We start from the raw sequence: 16552 nt of genomic DNA on the forward strand, positions 1-16552 counted from the left end.
CCTCCCCGGCGACGTCGCCGGGGAGGCTCTGACCAGTGCGCGGCTATCTCTTCAGGCGCGGATCCTCCTGCACCTTCAGGGCGTTGAGGATCGGATCGCCCTCGCCCTTCTCCCGGGTGAACTGGATCGTCAGATCGCCACCGGGGTGCTCGACCGTGACCGTGTTCGCATCGACGGTCAGCGCGCCCACCTTCGCCTGCACGTCGTGGTCGTACAGCACGACCTTGCCGTCGGCGAGCACGTCGAAGGCGCGCTTGCCGGCCTTGACCTTCTCGAGCTCCGCGAAGTCGAGGCCGATCCGGTACGTGCCGGCGGGGGCGTTCTTGAACACGTAGCTGAACGTGTCGCCGGTCCGCTGGGTGCGGAACAGCGCGTCGTCCGTCGTACCGGCGATGTCGGCCTTGGTGGTGTGCGCCTTACCGCCCACGTAGCCCCACTGCCGCGAGCCGAGCGCCTGGTCGGGCGCCCAGAAGAAGCCCGAGGCGTCGACGTACCCGGACCCGCCCGCGTCGACGCCCTTCCAGTAGGCCGACGTCGCCAGGCGGACCGGCTTGAGCTGGCTCTCACCCTTGCCGGCGTTGGACGCCACGAGCACGTCCCCGACGAGTACGCCGGGCTTGATGCCGGCGTTGTCGGCCGTCACCGTGACCGTGGTCGACGTGCCGACCGCGAGCGTGACCGGGCCGGTCGCGGCCGGGCCCGTGAGGGTCAGCCACGGCAGGTCGGCGGCCTCGTGCCCACCGTCGTCGGTGCGCTTCTGCTCGCTGACCCGCACCTGAAGCGGCGCGGAACCGGTGTTGGTGACGGTCACGTCGGCCGTCGCCTGCTGGCCCTTGTCGAGGAGCCAGTCGAGGTCAGTTGCGGCGACGGTGGCGATGCCCGTGGTCAGCGCCGTGTCGACCACCTCGGCCTGGTCCTTCTTGGCGATGGTCACGGGGTGGCTGGCGGTGACGTAGTTCGGCGCCTCCACCTGCACCGTGTTTCCGCCGACCAGCGCCTGGGCCTTCCACCGGCCCTTCACGTCGGTGGTGATGACCCGTTCACCGGCCGGCCCCTTGAGCGTGACGACCGCGCCCTCGATCGGCTTGCCGTCGTTCCTGTCGGTGACCGTGCCCTCGATCGTGCCCGCGGCCGGGAGCGTGTACTCCAGCCCCAGGCCGGCCTTCAGGACCGGCTCGTTGAAGGAGTACTGGCCCGCGGGGTTGCGGTTCAGGCTCTCCACACCGACCGTCGCCGACGAACCCTTGGTGAGGGGGTTGTCGCCGCCGACGCCCTCGCCGTACCCGATCTGGATCCGTCCGTCGGCGATCAGGGTGACCGAGAAGCTCACCCGGGCGCTCGGGTCAGCGAAGAAGGTGACGTTGCGCCATTCGATGACCTGCGCCGCCACTCCGTCCACCTCGGTCGTGCCGAAGTAGATACCCGCCTCGTCGTCGACGACGAGGTCGTCCCAGAACGGGTAGATCGCGTCAATCGGGTACGGCGACGGCAGCGCCGTGTTGCTGCCCGACGTGGCGGCGCGGTCGAAGACGAGCGTGCCGTTCGTCGTGACGCACACGCCGTCCCAGGCCGTGTCGTAGAACGGCTGCAGGTAGTCGGAGCTGAACCACAACGGGCCACAGAGGTCGTCGCCCAACCACCCGGACTCCTGGGTGCCCTGGCGGTAGAGCCCCTCGGTCACCTTCATCGAGTACGAGCGACCGGCGGGGGCCACCGGTACCGGGCCGGGGTCCGGCTGTTCGGGCTGGGGATCCGGCTCCGCCGCGTCCGCCCGCGGGTCGAGCGTCACCCGCAGCGCGGCGATGCTCGGGGCCTTCAGGCCCTTCGAGCCCCGCAGTTCCACCGTCAGCGGACCGCCGTCGTGCTGCACGACCGCGGTACGCCAGTCGGCGGTGTTCGGTCCCACGGCGGCGGTCGGGTCGTACGCGTAGTTCGTCAGCGTCCCGTCCACGAGGACGTCGAACACCCGCTTGCCCTTCGGCGCCTTCTCGATCTCGGCGAAGCCGAAGTCGATCGCGTAGGTGCCCTTGGGCGCGTCCGGGAAGCGGTAGAACAACTGCTTCTCCGGCGTGGTGCGCTGCGACTGGAACAGGAGGTCGTCCGTCGTGCCGGCGATCCCGGCCTTCGTGGAGGTGACCTTCGTCTTGCCCTCGTAGCCCCACGACTTCTTGCTCGCCGGCTGGTCGGCGGACCACGTGTAGCCGGTGCCGTCGGTGAGCTTCGCGCCGCCGGCGTTGACGCCGACCTGGTACTTCGTGGTCGTGAGCGTCACCGGCACGTACGTCTTGGACTGGCGTCCGGAGTCGGACCGCACGACGATGTTCGCGCCGAGAACACCCGGCTTGGCGTCCTTCGACGAGATCGAGACCTGGACGGTCGTCGACTGACCCGGCGCGAGGGTGCCGCCGGTCGAGGAGAGCGACAGCCACGGCAGGTCGGTGAGCAGGTCGTCCTCGACGTCGACGAGGACGACGTCGTCGGCGATCTGGTCCGCCGCCCACAGCGCGCCGGTGGAGTCGGTCTCGAGGCCGCCGCCCTGGCCCACCTTCTGGCCCGGGAACCACCACGCGTTCACCAGCGAGCAGTCGTCGGGGTCGACCTGCAACAGCCGGGTGGGCCGGTTCGAGGTGAGGTCGGTGTACCAGATGGTGTCGGACGCCTGGTTGTAGGCCAGGCCCATCACCTCGGGCAGCGGCGGCGTGCAGAAGGACAGCAGCGCGCCCGGGTTGTCGTGCGAGGTGCCGGCGACCGTCCCGATCATGCCGTTCGCCCGGCCACCGACGTAGAACACGTCCCGGGCCGGGTTGTAGGCGAGGCCGGTGAGCTGGAGCGTGGACCAGTCACCCTTGATCTGCCGCGTCTCCTTGCCGGTCTCCCGGCTGAAGCAGTGGATGTAGCTGGCCGGGCTGTCCTCCATCTGGCACATGTCACCGGTCTTGGTGTCGAGCGCCATGTCGAAGGCCCGGTACGCGGGGTTCCACGACGCGTCGAAGACCTTCGACGTCTTCTTGCCGGTCACCGTGTAGGCGGTGTTGGTCCGCGCGTTGTAGTCGTGGACCCAGACGTCGCCGTCGTACCCGATGCCGGAGGGCTCCTTCTCGGCGATCGTGCCGGGAATGGCGATCCGGGTGATGACGTCTCCGCCGGAGGTCGCGCCGACCCTGGCTGCCGCCTGGGCCTCCGCGAGGCTCGGCGTGGCGGGCTTGCCGTCGACGTTTGACGGCTTCATGCCGCTCGCACCGGCCTTCCAGCCGGCGAGGTCGATCGTGCTTGCCGCGCCCACGCCGGTACGCGCGGTGGCGCCGGTGGCGTCGAGCTCGGGGTGCCGCGCGGCCTCGCCCAGGTCGTACGTGAGCGGGGCGGAGCCGGTGTTGGTCAGCGTCAGCGAGCCGACGCCGTTCTGGTCGGTACCCAACAGCGTCTCGAGGCCGTCGGCCTTCAGACCGGCGACACCCGTGGTCAGACGCGCGTCGATCTTGGCCTGCGCGTAGAGCTTGTCGAGCGAGAACGGGTACGACCCGGTCGTGTAGTTCGGCGCCTCGACCGTCATGGTGTAGTCGCCCAGCGGAAGCTGGCGGTGCACGAGACCGGTTCCGTTGGTCGTGACGGCCTCGACGAGCCCGTCCTTGGTGCTGAAGGAGACCTTGGCGCCGGCCACCGGCAACCCGTCGTTCTTGTCCACGACGGTCGCGTCGAGGTACCCGAAGTCCGGCAGGTCGTAGGTGACGATCATCCCGTCGCGCAGCACCGGGGCGTGATCGGAGAACCGGATGCCGTCGACGCCGGCCCAGCCCTGGATGCCGGTGACGGCGTTCGCGCCGGCGGTCACCGGGTCGTCGGTTCCGACGCCGTCGCCGTACCCGAAGATCATCGTGCCCGAGCGGGTGAAGGTGGCCGAGAAGTTGACCGGTTCGGTGTACTCCGACCGGGTCGGGTAGGCCCAGATTTTGGTGTTGCGGTACTCGACGACGAACGCGTCCTCACCGTTGACCTTGGTGGCGGCCGTGAAGACACCGCCGCCGGGGGCGAACTCGGCGGGGCTCTCCATGTAGAACGGGAAGGCGCCCGCGCCGCCGTAGCCGGGACCGGTGCTGCCGTCCGGGGCGATCACGCCACGCAGGCCGACGCCGAGGGTGTCGTGGCTGCCGTTGTACAGCGCGATCGGGAACGGCAGCTTCACCGTCGCCCACACACCGCTGCCGAAGGTGACCTGCTCGGTGCCGCGCAGGTACTCGCCCTCGGTGACGGCGCAGCTGTAGCCGCCCTTGTCGACGACGAGCCCGACCGGGATCTCGGGCGACTCGTTCTGTGCTCCCACGGTCAGCGGGAGCGTCTTCGGCGAGAAGCAGGAGTTGGGCGTGACGGCCAGCTTGTACGCGCCCTCGGGGACACCGGTGATCGTGAACGCGCCGTTGGCGTCCGTGCGTACCGGCTTCAGCGGCGTGTCCCGGATCGCGACGTCCGCGTTCGGCACGGGCCGCTTCCTGTCGTCCACGACCCGGCCGCCGATGTCGTGCTTCGCGGCGGCCGTGAGCGGCAGCGTGACGGAGGTGTCCTGGCCGAGGGTGACAGCGACGGTGGCGGTCGCGGTCAGGTACCCGAACACCCTGGTGGTGAGCTGGTAGTCGCCGACCGGCAGGTTCGTCGTGAAGCGGCCGTCCTTGTCGGTGCCGATCGACCGGCTGAACGGCCCGCTGATCGTCACCTCGGCGGCGGGGACCGGGGCGCCGTTGGCGGTCACGACACCGGTGAGGGTGCCACCCTTGCGGGGCGCGAGCTTGAGTAGGCGGACGAGGTCGAGCCGGCCCTCGCCGTACTTGTTGTTGAGCTCGGCGGTGCCGCCGCACTCGGTGTCGTCGACGTCGGTCGCCGACTCGGCGAGCAGGCGACGGGTCTCGTCGACCTGCCCGATCAGGGTCGGGTCGTAGCTCCAGAGCGCCGCGACCGCGCCGGCGACGTGCGGTGCCGCCATCGACGTACCGGCCATCTCGACGTAGCTGTTGTTCGGATAGGACGAGCGGACGTTGACACCCGGCGCGGAGATCTCGGGCTTGATCCGACCGCCCTCACCCGCGCCCTTGCGGGAGAACGCCGCGAGCGTGCCGTCCTCCGAGTAGGCGCCGACGGAGTAGGCGGTCGCCGCCGAGCCCGGCGAGGAGACCGTGTCACAGGCCGCGTACGGCACGGTGTTGCCCGACGACCAGGTGCTGAAGATGCCTGCGGCGGTCCAGGCCTCGTCGATGGCCTGGAAGAAGTCGTCGAAGTTGTGTTCGACGTCCTGGCCCCACGAGTTGTTGACGACGTGCGGGCGCTTGGACGGGTCGGGGTTGTTGCCCTCAAGGTCGGTCGGGGCGAGCAGCCACCAGCCGGAGCGCAGCAGCGACTCGACACCGGTCCTCTCGCAGCAGCCGTTCGTCGCGATCCACTGCGCGTCCGGGGCGACGCCGACGTGGTCGGTGCCGTCGACGCCGACCATGGTGCCCATGGTGTGCGTGCCGTGTCCGTTGTCGTCGCACGGCGCGGCCGAGCACGATCCCCGGGTGGCCATCCAGTTGTAGTTGTGGTCGACGGTGCCGTCCGGCTTCGCGCCACGGTACTGACGCGACAGGGCGGGGTGGTCGAACTGGACGCCCGAGTCGAGGTTGGAGACGGTGATACCCGCGCCGGTGGCGCCCATGGCCCACGCCTGCGGGGCGTGGATGGCCTCGAGACCCCACGTGACGGTGTCGTCCGCGCCGGCCTTCGGGGCCGCGGGTCGGGCCGCCTGGTCAGCGGGGAGCTTCTGCTCCACGGGCTGTACCAGGGCGACCTGCGGCGTGGCGTGGATCTCGGCGACCTGCACCCGCGCGGCCACGTCGAGAGCGAGCTTCTCGGTGCCGCCCTTGACGAGTACGGCGTTGGCGATCGGGTAGGGGGTGTACTTGACCCCGGCCCGGTCGAGTTCGGTGGAGACGGAGGCCAGGGAGCTCTTCGACGCCGTGGCCAGTGCGTCGTAGACGAACTGACCACGGGCCGTCCAGTCGGCGATCTTCTTCGCCGGCCCGAGGTCGGGCTTCGTGTCGAACGTGATCCAGAAGTCGGAGGCCGGCTGCGTGCGGAAGCGGTCCTTCAGGGTCGGCGCGATCTTCCTGGCCGCCGTGCCGGGATCCGGCTCGGCGGCGGACGCCGGTATCGGCTGGAGCATGCTCAGGCCGACCGCTGCGGCCAGCGTTGCCGCGAGGGCTTTGAATCTCATCGGGGTCCTTCGCCTACAGGGGTTGGTAGGGGTCGTGGCTCTCGTGGTCGACGGCACCGTCGGCGTCGCGTACGTCGGAGGCGTCGCGCGGGGTGACGCGCGATTCGCCGAGCCGCTCGGGTGGCGGCTGGTGTTCGAGGGCGGAGTCGTCAGGCACGACGGGACGCTCAGGCATTCATCGCCCATGGGCTATGGATCATGGACTCATGCTCGGTGAGCCGGGTGGCCTTAGCTATCCGGCGGATACGTCAAAATTCACGATGCGTTGTCGAGGGATTCGTCCTCGGCGAACACACCGGCCTCCACCGCCTTGACCGCGAGCGCGGTCCGGCTGCTCACCTTCAGCTTGCGCATCGCCGCGCGTAGCTGCTGGTCCACCGTGGCCGGCGACTTGGCCAGGATCCGGCTGATCTCCCGGTTCGTCTTGCCCGCGACGACCAGTTGGACCACGTCGAGCTCGCGGGGTGAGAGCTGGTCCCCGTACCCGCGTCGGCCGCCGCGCCACAGTCGCGGGACCTCGGCGCCGTGTTCGCGAAGCCGCTGTGCGACACGGTCCGCGTCGCCGCGGGCGCCGAGCCGGAACAGCCGCTCGTACTGTGCCGCCAGCAGCTCGCCGCCCTGCTCGGTCCGGCCCTGCGCGATGATCGCTTCGGCTTGGCGCTCGCGGGCGCGCAGCGCGTCGTACGGACGCGGCAACGCGCTCCAGGCGCGCGCCGCGCGGTCGTACGCCGTCGCCGCGCGGGCGTGCTCCCCGGTCGCGGCGAGCAGCAGGGCACGACACACGGTGAGCGCGGCGCGCGGCGCGGGCGCCGTACGACCGCGCAGTCCCCTGGCGAACTGGTCGGTCAGGCGGGTCGCGGCCGTCAGGTCACCGGCGGCGAGGTGCGCCTCGATCCGGGCGGGGACGAGGTCGGTCGCCCAGACCCAGACGCCCTTTCGCCGGACGGTCTCCATCGGCTCGTTCGTGATTCGCAGGGCTCGGCCGCTGTTGCCGTCCGTCAGCCACAACCTGGCCAGCGCCGCGGCGGCCTCCATCGTGTCGTCGGCCGCGCCGAGACGGGCGGACTCCTCGAGGACGAGTCGGAACTGCTCCTCGGCGACCCGCCGCCGTCCGGCTGCGGCCGCCAGGCGGGCGGCGAGGCGAACGCTGCCCAGGTAGTGCGCCGGCCGGTCCCGGTCGGCCTCGGCGAGTGCCGCGCTCGTCTCCGCCAGGCCGTCCCACCGACCGGTGAGCCACGCCAGGTTGGCCTGTTCGAGTCGGACGTTGTGCTGCAACCGGGACGCCTGCTCGACCTCGGCGAGACTCATGGCCACGTCGAGGTGTTGCTCGGCGTCGGCGTACCGGCCCCAGATCAGCGCGCCGGTACCGACATTCGTGTGGATGCGGGCCACGTCGAGACGCTCTGCCGAGGTCGAGCCACCGAGGGGCAGGTCGGCGACGACCTCCCACGCCTCCTCCTCGCCCAGCATGAGCAACGCCGCGGCGCGGTTCCCGGCCAGGTTCAGCCTCTCGGCGGGGGAGTCGATCTGGGCGGTGAGATCGGCGGCGCGATCGAGCCATCGCCGATGGGTGGACGCCGGCCACGGTCCCGCGTAGGCCCAGCCGAGGTAGGTCATCGCCCGAGCCGCCTCGACCGGGTCGTGGTCGAGGTTGGCGACCGCCTGCTCCAGCTCGCGCAGGGCCGCCTGCGCCTCACCCCCGGTGATGAGAAGCCGACCCAGGGGGTTGCGGATCTCGGCCTGCTGCCGGGCGGAGAGGCCGGGGGTCTCCAGCACCGAGCGCAGGGTACGGATCACCCGGTGGTGGACCTGGTCGACCTCTTCCCGGCGGCCCAGGGCGGCGACTCCGGCGATACGGGCGACCCGCGCCCGGTCCACCGGCGGCAGCACGGCCCACGACAGCAGGTCGACAAGCAGGTCGACCGCCTTGGTGTGGTCGCCCGAGGCGATGGCCAACTCGGCGCCCTGTTCGGCGTACCGCGCCCAGGACGGGGTCTCGCCGGCCTCTCGGAAGTGGTGGGCGAGGCGCGCCACGGGCGGCGGGTGGAGGTGCTCCAGGGCGCGCCCGGCCAGCAGATGAACGTGTCTGCGGTCGGTCAGCGGAATCGACTCGTAGACCGCGGTGGCGGCCAGCACATGCCGGAAGCGCCACCTGCCGCGGTCGTCTCCGTCCAGGACACCGGCGTTGGCCGCCTCCGCGATGGCGGCCCGGCACGCGGCCGGCGACAGGCCCGCGGTCATCGCGATCGTCGCCGCCGAGGACCGTTCCGCCAACGTCGCCGCGGCGCGCAACGCCTGCTGCGCCGTGGGCGACAGGCGGCTCACCCGCTCCCGGGTGGAGTCGCGCACCGTCGGCGGCACCTGTAGCTCGCGCAGCTTCAGTCGGACCCACTGGCCGTCGCGGAAGACGAGATCGGCCCGATCGCACATGAGACGGACCGACTCTTCCAGGGCCAGCGGGACGCCGCCGGTCCGTTCGTGCATGAACGCCGTGAACTCCTGCGAGATCGGATTGCCGTCCAGCATGGAGGAGACCAGCGCCGCCGTGTCGTCGGGTCGCATGGGCGCGAGGGCGATCCTCAGCTGCGTCACGCCAGCGGGCAGCCGGGACGTCAGCCGTAGCAACAGCGATCCGTCGTCGACCTCCTCGGGCCGGTAGGAGATGACGAGGCTCGGACCGTCCGAGTGCTGTCGGGAGATGACGAACAGCAGGAACTCCAGCGTCACCTCGTCGGCCCAGTGCGCGTCCTCGAGGACGAGGACGTCGACCCGCAGCGCCCGCAGCAGCTCTTCCAGGGCGCGGAACAGTCGATGCCGGGCCGCCTTCGCGTCGTCCAGGGGCGGCAGCGCGGGCGGCAGGCTCGCGGACCATTCGGGGAACAGGGGCCGGAGCGCGCCCGCGAGCGCGGTGAGCCGCAGCCGCGACACCGGACTGTCGATCCCCCGGAACGCGTCGACGATCGGCCCCAACGTGAGCGACTCGCGCAGCGGTGGGCACACCGACACCAGGGCGGTGCGCCGGGCCGGGGCGGAGTGCCACTCGCGTAGCAGCCGGCTCTTGCCGATGCCCGCCTCGCCCTCCACCAGCACGATCGCCGGTGGCCGGGCCAGGGCGCCCCGCAGTGCCGCCAGCTCCCGGTCACGACCCACGAAGCGCGGGGTGGCGACGGTTGGCGCGATCCCGTCGTCCTCGTTTGAGGCGTCGAGCATGCGTGATGATCTCGCTTTTCGGCGCGTGGACACAAGACCATCGCCGCCGGTGGTCGCGGGCGACCTTGCGAAAATCATCTTAGTCATTAAGATAACGGCATGGGCATATCGACGGACTTCTCGGTGGCTATCGCCGGCGGCGGCCTCTCCGGTCTCTGCCTCGCCCAGTACCTGACGCGAGCCGGCATCGACGCGCACGTCTACGAGCGGGACCCCGGCCCCTTCGTCCGGCGGCAGGGCTACCGGATCATCCTCGACCGGTACGGGTTGGCGGCGTTGCGCGAGAGCCTGCCCCGTCCGCTGTACAACCTGGCGCTGGCCACCGGCGACGAGCCCGGCGGACACCTCCGCTTCACCGACAGCCGACTCCGGGACGCGTTCACCATCGCCTTCAAGGACGAGCCGTACGCGACCCGCCAGGTCGATCGGTTGACGCTGCGCTCGATCCTGCAGACCGGGCTCGACGGGCGGATCCACTACGGCAAGGAGGCCGTCGCGGTGGACAGCGGCGGCCCGGCCGGGCTGCGACTGCGGTTCTCCGACGGTGGGGCCGTCGCGGCGACCGTCGTCGTGGGCGCGGACGGCGTGGGCTCGGCACTGCGGGCGCAGCTCATGCCCGACGCGGCCCCGGCGAGCGCGCCGATGGCGGGCATCTACGGCCGGTCGCCCCTGCGCCGCAACGGGGAGAGCATGATCCCGGACGCGCTGCGCGACAGCGGCGTCCTGGCCATCGCCGATCGACCCGGCCTCGCCTTCTTCTTCACCTCCATGCGGTTCGGCGAGAGGCCACGGGAGGCGTTCGCGCGGCTGGCCCCGGGCAGCTACGCGCCCACCGGCGACGACTACGTGATGTGGGGACTGCTGCTACCGCAGGAGGAGGTGCCCATCGGCGTCCGCGGCGACCTGCTGGCGCTCTGGCGACTGGCCGCCGGGATGAGCACGGGCTTCCACCCGCTCATCCGACGGGTGGTCGCCACGGCCGAGTTGGACGCCACTGTGCTCAACCTCTTCGCCACCGGCCGACGCCCGCAGCGGTGGGCGGTGCCCCGGGCGACGATGATGGGCGACGCCGTACACGTCATGCCACCGTTCGGCGCCCACGGTGGTAACACCGCGCTCCGCGACGCGGCCCTGCTCGGCCGCCGGCTGCTCGAGGCTCGGGCGACCGGTCGGGCGGTGGAGGAGGCGATCGCCGCCTACCAGGACGAGATGGTGCCCTACGCCTTCCGCGCCGTCGACACCGCCGGCCGGCTGATGCGCCGTCTCACCGGGGGCGCGACCGCACCACACTGGGTGCTGACCCGCCTGTTACCTCGGCTGCACCGGGTGACCGTGCCGGAGGCATGATTGCGGCATGTCCCAGGTGCCGGCCCGCGCGTCCGCGATCGCCGACCTCATGCGCGCCGGGCGGGAGATGTCCCGGCTCTCCATGGTGTTCCGGTACGCCATCGCCGACCGGCTGGGCCTGACCGTGAGTGACCTGGAGTGCCTGGACTACCTGGCGGACGTCGGGTCCGCTACCGCGGGGCAGGTCGCCGAGCGGACCAACCTCACCACCGGAGCGGTGACCAGCATGTTGCGCCGGCTTCAGCAGGCGGGGTACGTGACGGCCGAGCGTGACCCGGCGGACCGGCGGCGGGTGATCGTCACCCTGCGCCCGGAGCGGATGGCCGAGTTGACGCGGCCGTACGAGCGGTTCGCCGAGGGGGCCGAACGACTCGTCGAGGGCTACAGCGTCGAGGAGGTCGCGCTGCTGGTCCGGCACTACGACCGCATGCAGGCGATGTACCTCGCCGAGTTGGACCGCCTCCGTGGTGGCGACACCGCGCAGCGGGCACGCGGTCAGGCCGGTGAGCGGCCGTCGCTCTCCGGGTCCGCGGACGGCCGCGGGTAGCCGGGTGCGCGCTGCGGTCGATCGCAGCGCGCACCGTCGGTGTCCCGCCCGCACGGATGCGGACCGGTGACCTACCGCTCGGGAGCCGCCGTGACCTTGAGTTGCGTGACGAGCAGCAGAGTGTCGGCGTTGAGCCAGTAGTCGGTGATGAGGCCACGCCTGATGCGCAGCGTGTCCGTGCCGGTGAAGCGGACCCGGGTGCCGGGCGCGGCGGTCGCGCCGGGGAAGCCTCCGCCGTACGTGCCGTTGGCGACCCATCGCACGACCACGTGGTCACCGTCGATGATCGGGCCGACCTCGACGGTGAAGCGCAGGTCGGGGAAGGCGGACCGGATCTGGCCGACCAGGTCGGCCATGCCGTGCGGACCCTTGACGGCGCTGCCGTCGCCGCCGTCGAGCAGCGCGGCCCTCACCCGGACGTCCGGGGAGATGATGCGCTCGGCCTGTGTGTAGTCGCCGTTCCAGAGCTGAACCCAGGCGCGGGTCACCTGCCGCGCCTGACCGGCGGTGCCGTGCTCGTCGGGCTGCTGGTGGGCGAAGGCCGTGCCGCCGGCCAGAGCGGGTACGGCGCCGCTGGCGAGCGCCGAGCCGCCGATCAGGAGGGTGGCGATGGTGGCTGCGGGGAGATGCTTCACGGTGACTCCTCAGGTGGGTAACAGTCGTTCGCTTCCGTTACACCATATAACTGCAGTAACCTGATGTCAACGCGAAGGGGAGGTATGGCATGGCGGACCAGACCCGTACGGCCGGTGAGCAGTCGGCGGAGTCGCTTGTCGGGCCGCGCGAGCGCTATCGGCGGCAGGTGCAGGCCGAGGTACGCGCACACGCGTGGAAGCAACTCGCCGAGGCCGGCGCGGCGGGGCTGTCGCTCAAGGCCATCGCCAAGCAGATGGGGATGACCGCACCGGCTCTCTACCGGTACTTCGCCAGTCGCGACGACCTGCTCACCGAGTTGATCCTTGCCGCCTACCGCGACCTGGCACACGTGGTCGAGGCCGCGGCCGGCGCCGGCGCGACCCCACGCGACCGGCTGACCGCGATCGCCACGGTGATCCGTGACTGGGCCCGAAGCGATCCGCACCGCTACCTACTGCTGTACGGGACACCGGTGCCGGGCTACGCCGCTCCGGCCGAGGCCACCGAACTCGCCCGCCGCATCTTCGCCCCGGTGCGAGATGCCTTCGCGCACGCGGGTGAAGATCAGTCGATGCGCCGGTCGCTGACCTTCTGGACCCGAGTGCACGGGGTGATCAGCCTGGAGGTCGCCGGGCACTTCACCGGCATGCCGTTCGACCCGGCGGGCCTCTTCGCCGCCGAGGTCCGGTCCACGCTCAGCGACCTACCCTGAGGTGGGCCGCCTCCGCAGTGGCGACACCGGACGGCGGGGGCGCGGTCAGGTCGCGGAGGGCCGCGGGTAGCCGATCTCGTACGAGATCTGGTCGGCGGTCTCCAGCAGCAGCGGCAGATTGCTCCGCAGTTCGTCGAGGCTCGCGATGACCTCGATCGCGGTGATCGAGACGGCGGCGATGACCTGCCCTCGGGAATCCCTGATCGGTGCGGCCACGCACATCACGTAGGTGTCGTGCTCACCGTTGTCCACGGCCCAGCCGCGTTCCTGAATGGCGGCGAGTTCGGCGTCGAGCGCGCCGCGGTCGGCGAAGGTGGTGTCGGTGAACCTCTCGAAGACGACGTGCGAGAGCAGCCGTTCGCGATCCTCAGGGGGCAGGTACGCCAGGATGGTCTTGCCGACGGCGCTCGCGTAGATCGACACCGCGCGCCCGACCCGGGAGGGGAGCTTGACGGCGTCGAACGCCGGGCTGTCCACCTTGTCGATATAGATGATCTCGTCGCCGGTCTGCTGTGCGAGGTGCACGGTGTGGCCGGTCTCGCGTTGTAGCGCACGCAGGTGCGCGGCGGCCGGCTGGCGCAGGTCCATCGAGCCGAGCGCGAGGTCCGCCAGCTCGATCAGCCCGCTGCCGAGCACGTAGGCGCCCGCGCCGGTACGGCGCACGAAGCGCGCGGACTCCAGGGTGTGCAGAATCCGTAGGGCGGTCGACTTGTGCACGCCGAGCACGTCCGCGGCCTCCGTCAGGGACAGCGGACGTTCGGCCGATCGACGGATGAGGTCGATCGCGCGGCGGATCGATTGCGCCAAGGCTGTGTCTCCCCTCGCACGGCGCGGCGTCGCCGCTTCCGTTGCATCATGTGCAATGTAGATGACGCGATGCGCAACCGCCACTTGACAACGTTGCACATGTCGCTACGATCGTTGCAATTTATGAGCTTGACTCCGACTTGTAACGGTGGAGCGACGATGGGTAAGTGGTGCGCTCGGATCGGCTTCGCCGGGGCGACGAATTGACGACGACCGACAGGCCCTCGCGTTCCGGGACCGCCGACGAACCCCGACGCGAGGACTGGGTCGGCACCGCCGCCGAGGCGTTGCCGGACGACGCGGGCAGCGTCCTGATTGGCCGGATCTGGGATCCGTCCGTCAGCGGCCCCACACCCGTGGTCGTCCGCGACGGTGAGGTCCTCGACCTGAGCCACCGGTTTGCGACCGTCCGGGACATCTGCGAGCTGCCCGACCCCGCCGCGACCGTGGTCGGGCTCGACGGGGCGCGGGTGGGGGACTTCGGGGAGATCCTGGCCAACACGGCGGTCACGACCCGCGACCGCGACCGGCCCTGGCTGCTGACCCCGGTCGACCTGCACGCGCTCAAGGCCGCCGGCGTGACCTTTCCCATCTCGATGATCGAGCGCGTCATCGAGGAGCGGGCCCGCGGCGACCTGGCGCTCGCGGCGGACATCCGGCAACGGATGTTCGCCGACATCGGCGTCGACCTGCACCACCTGGAACCGGGCTCGGCCGAGGCCGATCGACTCAAGAGCCTGCTGGTCGCCGAGGGCATGTGGAGCCAGTACCTGGAGGTGGGGATCGGTCCGGACGCCGAGATCTTCACCAAGGGGCAGATCCTCTCCGCCGTCGGCACCGCCGTCGACGTGGGCGTGCTCGCCGCGTCGACCTGGAACAACCCGGAACCCGAGATCACGCTCATCGTCCAGTCCAGCGGCCGGATCGTCGGCGCCACCCTGGGCAACGACGTGAACCTGCGCGACATCGAGGGCCGCTCGGCGCTGCTGCTTCCCCTGGCGAAGGACAACAACGCCTCCTGCGCCCTGGGTCCCCTGATCCGGCTCTTCGACGACCGGTTCGGCCTGGAACGGGTGCGCGAACTCGAGGTCCGCCTGGAAGTCCACGGCGCGGACGACTTCCGGCTCGAGGCGGTATCGGAGATGACGCGGATGTCGCGCGACCCGGAGGACCTGGTGCGGCAGCTCATCGGCCCGCACCACCACTATCCCGACGGCGCGGCCCTGATGCTCGGCACCATGTTCGCGCCCATCCAGGACCGGGGAAGCCCCGGTGAGGGCTTCACCCACCAGGTCGACGACGTGGTACGGATCAGCTGCCCGGCGCTCGGCACCCTGGTCAACCGGGTGCGGCACGCCCAGGAGTGCGAGCCCTGGCACTTCGGCATCCGCGACCTCATGGGCAATCTGGCAAGGAGGGGACTGCTGTGAACGTGGTCAGCACGGTTGATCCGCGCGACGGCCAGCGCCGCGCGACGGATCTCACCGAGACCGACGAGTCAGGGGTGGACGTGGTCGCCGGCCAGGCGTCCCGGGCGACGCGCTGGTTGGCCGACCTGGGAAGGCACGGCCGGGCGGAGCTGCTGGACGCCATCGCCGCGTCCCTGGAATCCCGTCGGAAGGACCTGGTCGCGGCCGCCGAGGCGGAGACCGGGCTGGCCCACGCGCGGCTGGACTCCGAGCTCACCCGGGCCGCGGTCCAGTTCCGGATGTTCGGCGACGTGCTCCGCGACGGCGCGTACGTCGAGGCCGCCATCGACCACGCCGCCGACACCCCACTCGGACCCGGTCCGGACGTGCGGCGGATGCTCGTACCCCTCGGGCCGGTCGCCGTCTTCGGCGCCAGCAACTTCCCGTTCGCCTTCTCGGTCGCGGGCGGGGACACGGCCGCCGCGCTCGCCGCCGGCTGCCCCACGGTCCTGAAGGCCCATCCGTCGCATCCGCTGACCTCGCACGCGTCCGCCGCCGCGATCGAGGCGGCCGTCCGCGACCTCGGCGGGCCCGATGGCGTCATCGGCGTCGTGTACGGGGAGCGGGCCGGCCGCTGGCTGGTGCGGCACCCCGCGATCCGTGCGGCCGCCCTCACGGGCTCGGTCAACGCCGCCCGTGCCATCCAGGCGGCCATCGACGAGCGACCCGATCCCATTCCCCTGTACGCCGAACTGAGCAGCGTGAACCCGATCGTCGTGCTGCCGGGCGCGGCCGCCGACCGGGCCGAGGGGATCGCCGAGGGACTGTTCGCCTCCTTCACCGCCTCCGGCGGCCAGCTCTGCACCAAGCCGGGCCTGGCGTTCGTGCCGACCGGTGGGGGCGGTGACCAGCTCGTCGACGGTCTGCGCGAGAGGGTCGCCGGCTCCGGCGGCGCGATCCTGCTCAACGAGCGCATCCGGGACGCGTACGAGATCCGGGCGGCCGAGTTCGAGCGGGCCGGCGTCCGCGTCTCGGCGCAGCCGCGGGTCGAGAACGGCGCGGGCTTCGCCGTCGCGCCGAGGCTTCTGGAGGTCGACCTGCCGGGGCTGACCGCCGAGATCGCCGACGAGTGTTTCGGGCCGCTCATGATCGTCATCCGGTACGACGACACCGCCGACCTCGACGCCGCGCTGCACGCCGTCCCGCCGTCGCTGACCGGCTCCGTCCACCGTGGCCCGCAGGACGACGCCGACGTGGTCCGTGGGTTGGTCGACGTGCTCTCCGCCCGCGCGGGTCGCATCGTCTTCGACGGCTATCCCACCGGTGTCCGGGTGTCCTGGGCCCAGCACCACGGTGGGCCCTGGCCGTCGACGAACGCCGTGCACACGTCGGTGGGCGCGACGTCGATCCGACGGTTCCTCCGGCCGCTGGCATGGCAGGACGCGCCGGCCTGGGTGCTTCCCGAGGAGTTGCGCGACGAGTACACCGCGATTGTGCGGCGGATCGACGGGAGGTTGACGCCAGCGGTCGAATAATTGCGTCGACGGTCTCTCGGGTGCATTTTGACGACACCCGCCGCTGACGCGTGGATTCCGTCGCGAAATAGAGCGGACCGAGATTCCGCGCGCCAATTCGACAGGCGCTCACCG

Annotated in this window: 10 protein-coding genes; 5 read left to right on the plus strand and 5 right to left on the minus strand. The window is 71.2% G+C overall.

Going from position 1 to position 16552, the window contains the following annotated elements; translation table 11 throughout:
• Window positions 1-43: 43 nt before the first annotated feature.
• The 3 genes from AB0B55_RS00070 to AB0B55_RS00080 all read right to left on the minus strand — a co-directional run bounded on the left by AB0B55_RS00070 (window position 44) and on the right by AB0B55_RS00080 (window position 9445).
• Complete coding sequence (locus AB0B55_RS00070) at window positions 44-6235, minus strand: S8 family serine peptidase (RefSeq protein ID WP_357169003.1); 6192 nt, start codon at window positions 6233-6235, stop codon at window positions 44-46.
• 13 nt (window positions 6236-6248) lie between these two features.
• Window positions 6249-6392, minus strand: a complete 144-nt coding sequence (locus tag AB0B55_RS00075) for a hypothetical protein (protein ID WP_355236120.1) — start codon at window positions 6390-6392, stop codon at window positions 6249-6251.
• Between the two features lie 98 nt (window positions 6393-6490).
• The gene (locus tag AB0B55_RS00080) at window positions 6491-9445 is read right to left on the minus strand and encodes an AAA family ATPase (RefSeq protein WP_357169006.1); all 2955 of its coding nucleotides are present in this window, start codon (window positions 9443-9445) and stop codon (window positions 6491-6493) included.
• A 99-nt stretch (window positions 9446-9544) separates the two neighbouring features.
• On the opposite strand from AB0B55_RS00080, the gene AB0B55_RS00085 reads away from it, so the two are divergent.
• Together AB0B55_RS00085 and AB0B55_RS00090 are read left to right on the plus strand one after the other, a co-directional pair.
• Entirely contained in the window at window positions 9545-10792 is a 1248-nt protein-coding gene (locus AB0B55_RS00085) for an FAD-dependent monooxygenase (RefSeq protein WP_357125094.1), read from the plus strand.
• Window positions 10793-10799: 7 nt separating this feature from the next.
• On the plus strand, window positions 10800-11339 hold the full coding sequence (locus tag AB0B55_RS00090; RefSeq protein WP_357169009.1) for a MarR family transcriptional regulator: 540 nt from the start codon (window positions 10800-10802) through the stop codon (window positions 11337-11339).
• A gap of 71 nt (window positions 11340-11410) precedes the next feature.
• On the opposite strand, the gene AB0B55_RS00095 is transcribed toward AB0B55_RS00090, so the two are convergent.
• Window positions 11411-11974, minus strand: coding sequence for an ester cyclase (locus tag AB0B55_RS00095; RefSeq protein ID WP_357125101.1), 564 nt, complete (start codon window positions 11972-11974; stop codon window positions 11411-11413).
• Window positions 11975-12063: 89 nt separating this feature from the next.
• On the opposite strand from AB0B55_RS00095, the gene AB0B55_RS00100 reads away from it, so the two are divergent.
• Window positions 12064-12687, plus strand: a complete 624-nt coding sequence (locus tag AB0B55_RS00100; RefSeq protein WP_357125104.1) for a TetR/AcrR family transcriptional regulator — start codon at window positions 12064-12066, stop codon at window positions 12685-12687.
• A 45-nt stretch (window positions 12688-12732) separates the two neighbouring features.
• Here AB0B55_RS00100 and AB0B55_RS00105 read toward each other — a convergent pair whose 3' ends face one another.
• Window positions 12733-13578, minus strand: a complete 846-nt coding sequence (locus AB0B55_RS00105; protein WP_357125107.1) for an IclR family transcriptional regulator — start codon at window positions 13576-13578, stop codon at window positions 12733-12735.
• 119 nt (window positions 13579-13697) lie between these two features.
• Here AB0B55_RS00105 and AB0B55_RS00110 point away from each other — a divergent pair, with 119 nt between their 5' ends.
• Both AB0B55_RS00110 and AB0B55_RS00115 read left to right on the plus strand, forming a co-directional pair.
• Window positions 13698-14924, plus strand: a complete 1227-nt coding sequence (locus AB0B55_RS00110; protein ID WP_357125110.1) for a fumarylacetoacetate hydrolase family protein — start codon at window positions 13698-13700, stop codon at window positions 14922-14924.
• Complete coding sequence (locus AB0B55_RS00115; protein WP_357169011.1) at window positions 14921-16438, plus strand: aldehyde dehydrogenase family protein; 1518 nt, start codon at window positions 14921-14923, stop codon at window positions 16436-16438. The genes AB0B55_RS00110 and AB0B55_RS00115 overlap by 4 nt, the downstream gene beginning before the upstream one ends.
• Window positions 16439-16552 lie beyond the last annotated feature (114 nt).

The organism is Micromonospora sp. NPDC049107 (genome assembly GCF_040648595.1).
Classification (GTDB): Bacteria; Actinomycetota; Actinomycetes; order Mycobacteriales; family Micromonosporaceae; genus Micromonospora.

Excerpts from the sequence above, each read along its gene's own strand:
- AB0B55_RS00080 (WP_357169006.1), bottom strand. The coding sequence starts at position 9,445 with ATGCTCGACGCCTCAAACGAGGACGACGGGATCGCGCCAACCGTCGCC.
- AB0B55_RS00090 (WP_357169009.1), top strand. The coding sequence starts at position 10,800 with ATGTCCCAGGTGCCGGCCCGCGCGTCCGCGATCGCCGACCTCATGCGC.
- AB0B55_RS00070 (WP_357169003.1), bottom strand. The coding sequence starts at position 6,235 with ATGAGATTCAAAGCCCTCGCGGCAACGCTGGCCGCAGCGGTCGGCCTG.
- AB0B55_RS00085 (WP_357125094.1), top strand. The coding sequence starts at position 9,545 with ATGGGCATATCGACGGACTTCTCGGTGGCTATCGCCGGCGGCGGCCTC.
- AB0B55_RS00100 (WP_357125104.1), top strand. The coding sequence starts at position 12,064 with ATGGCGGACCAGACCCGTACGGCCGGTGAGCAGTCGGCGGAGTCGCTT.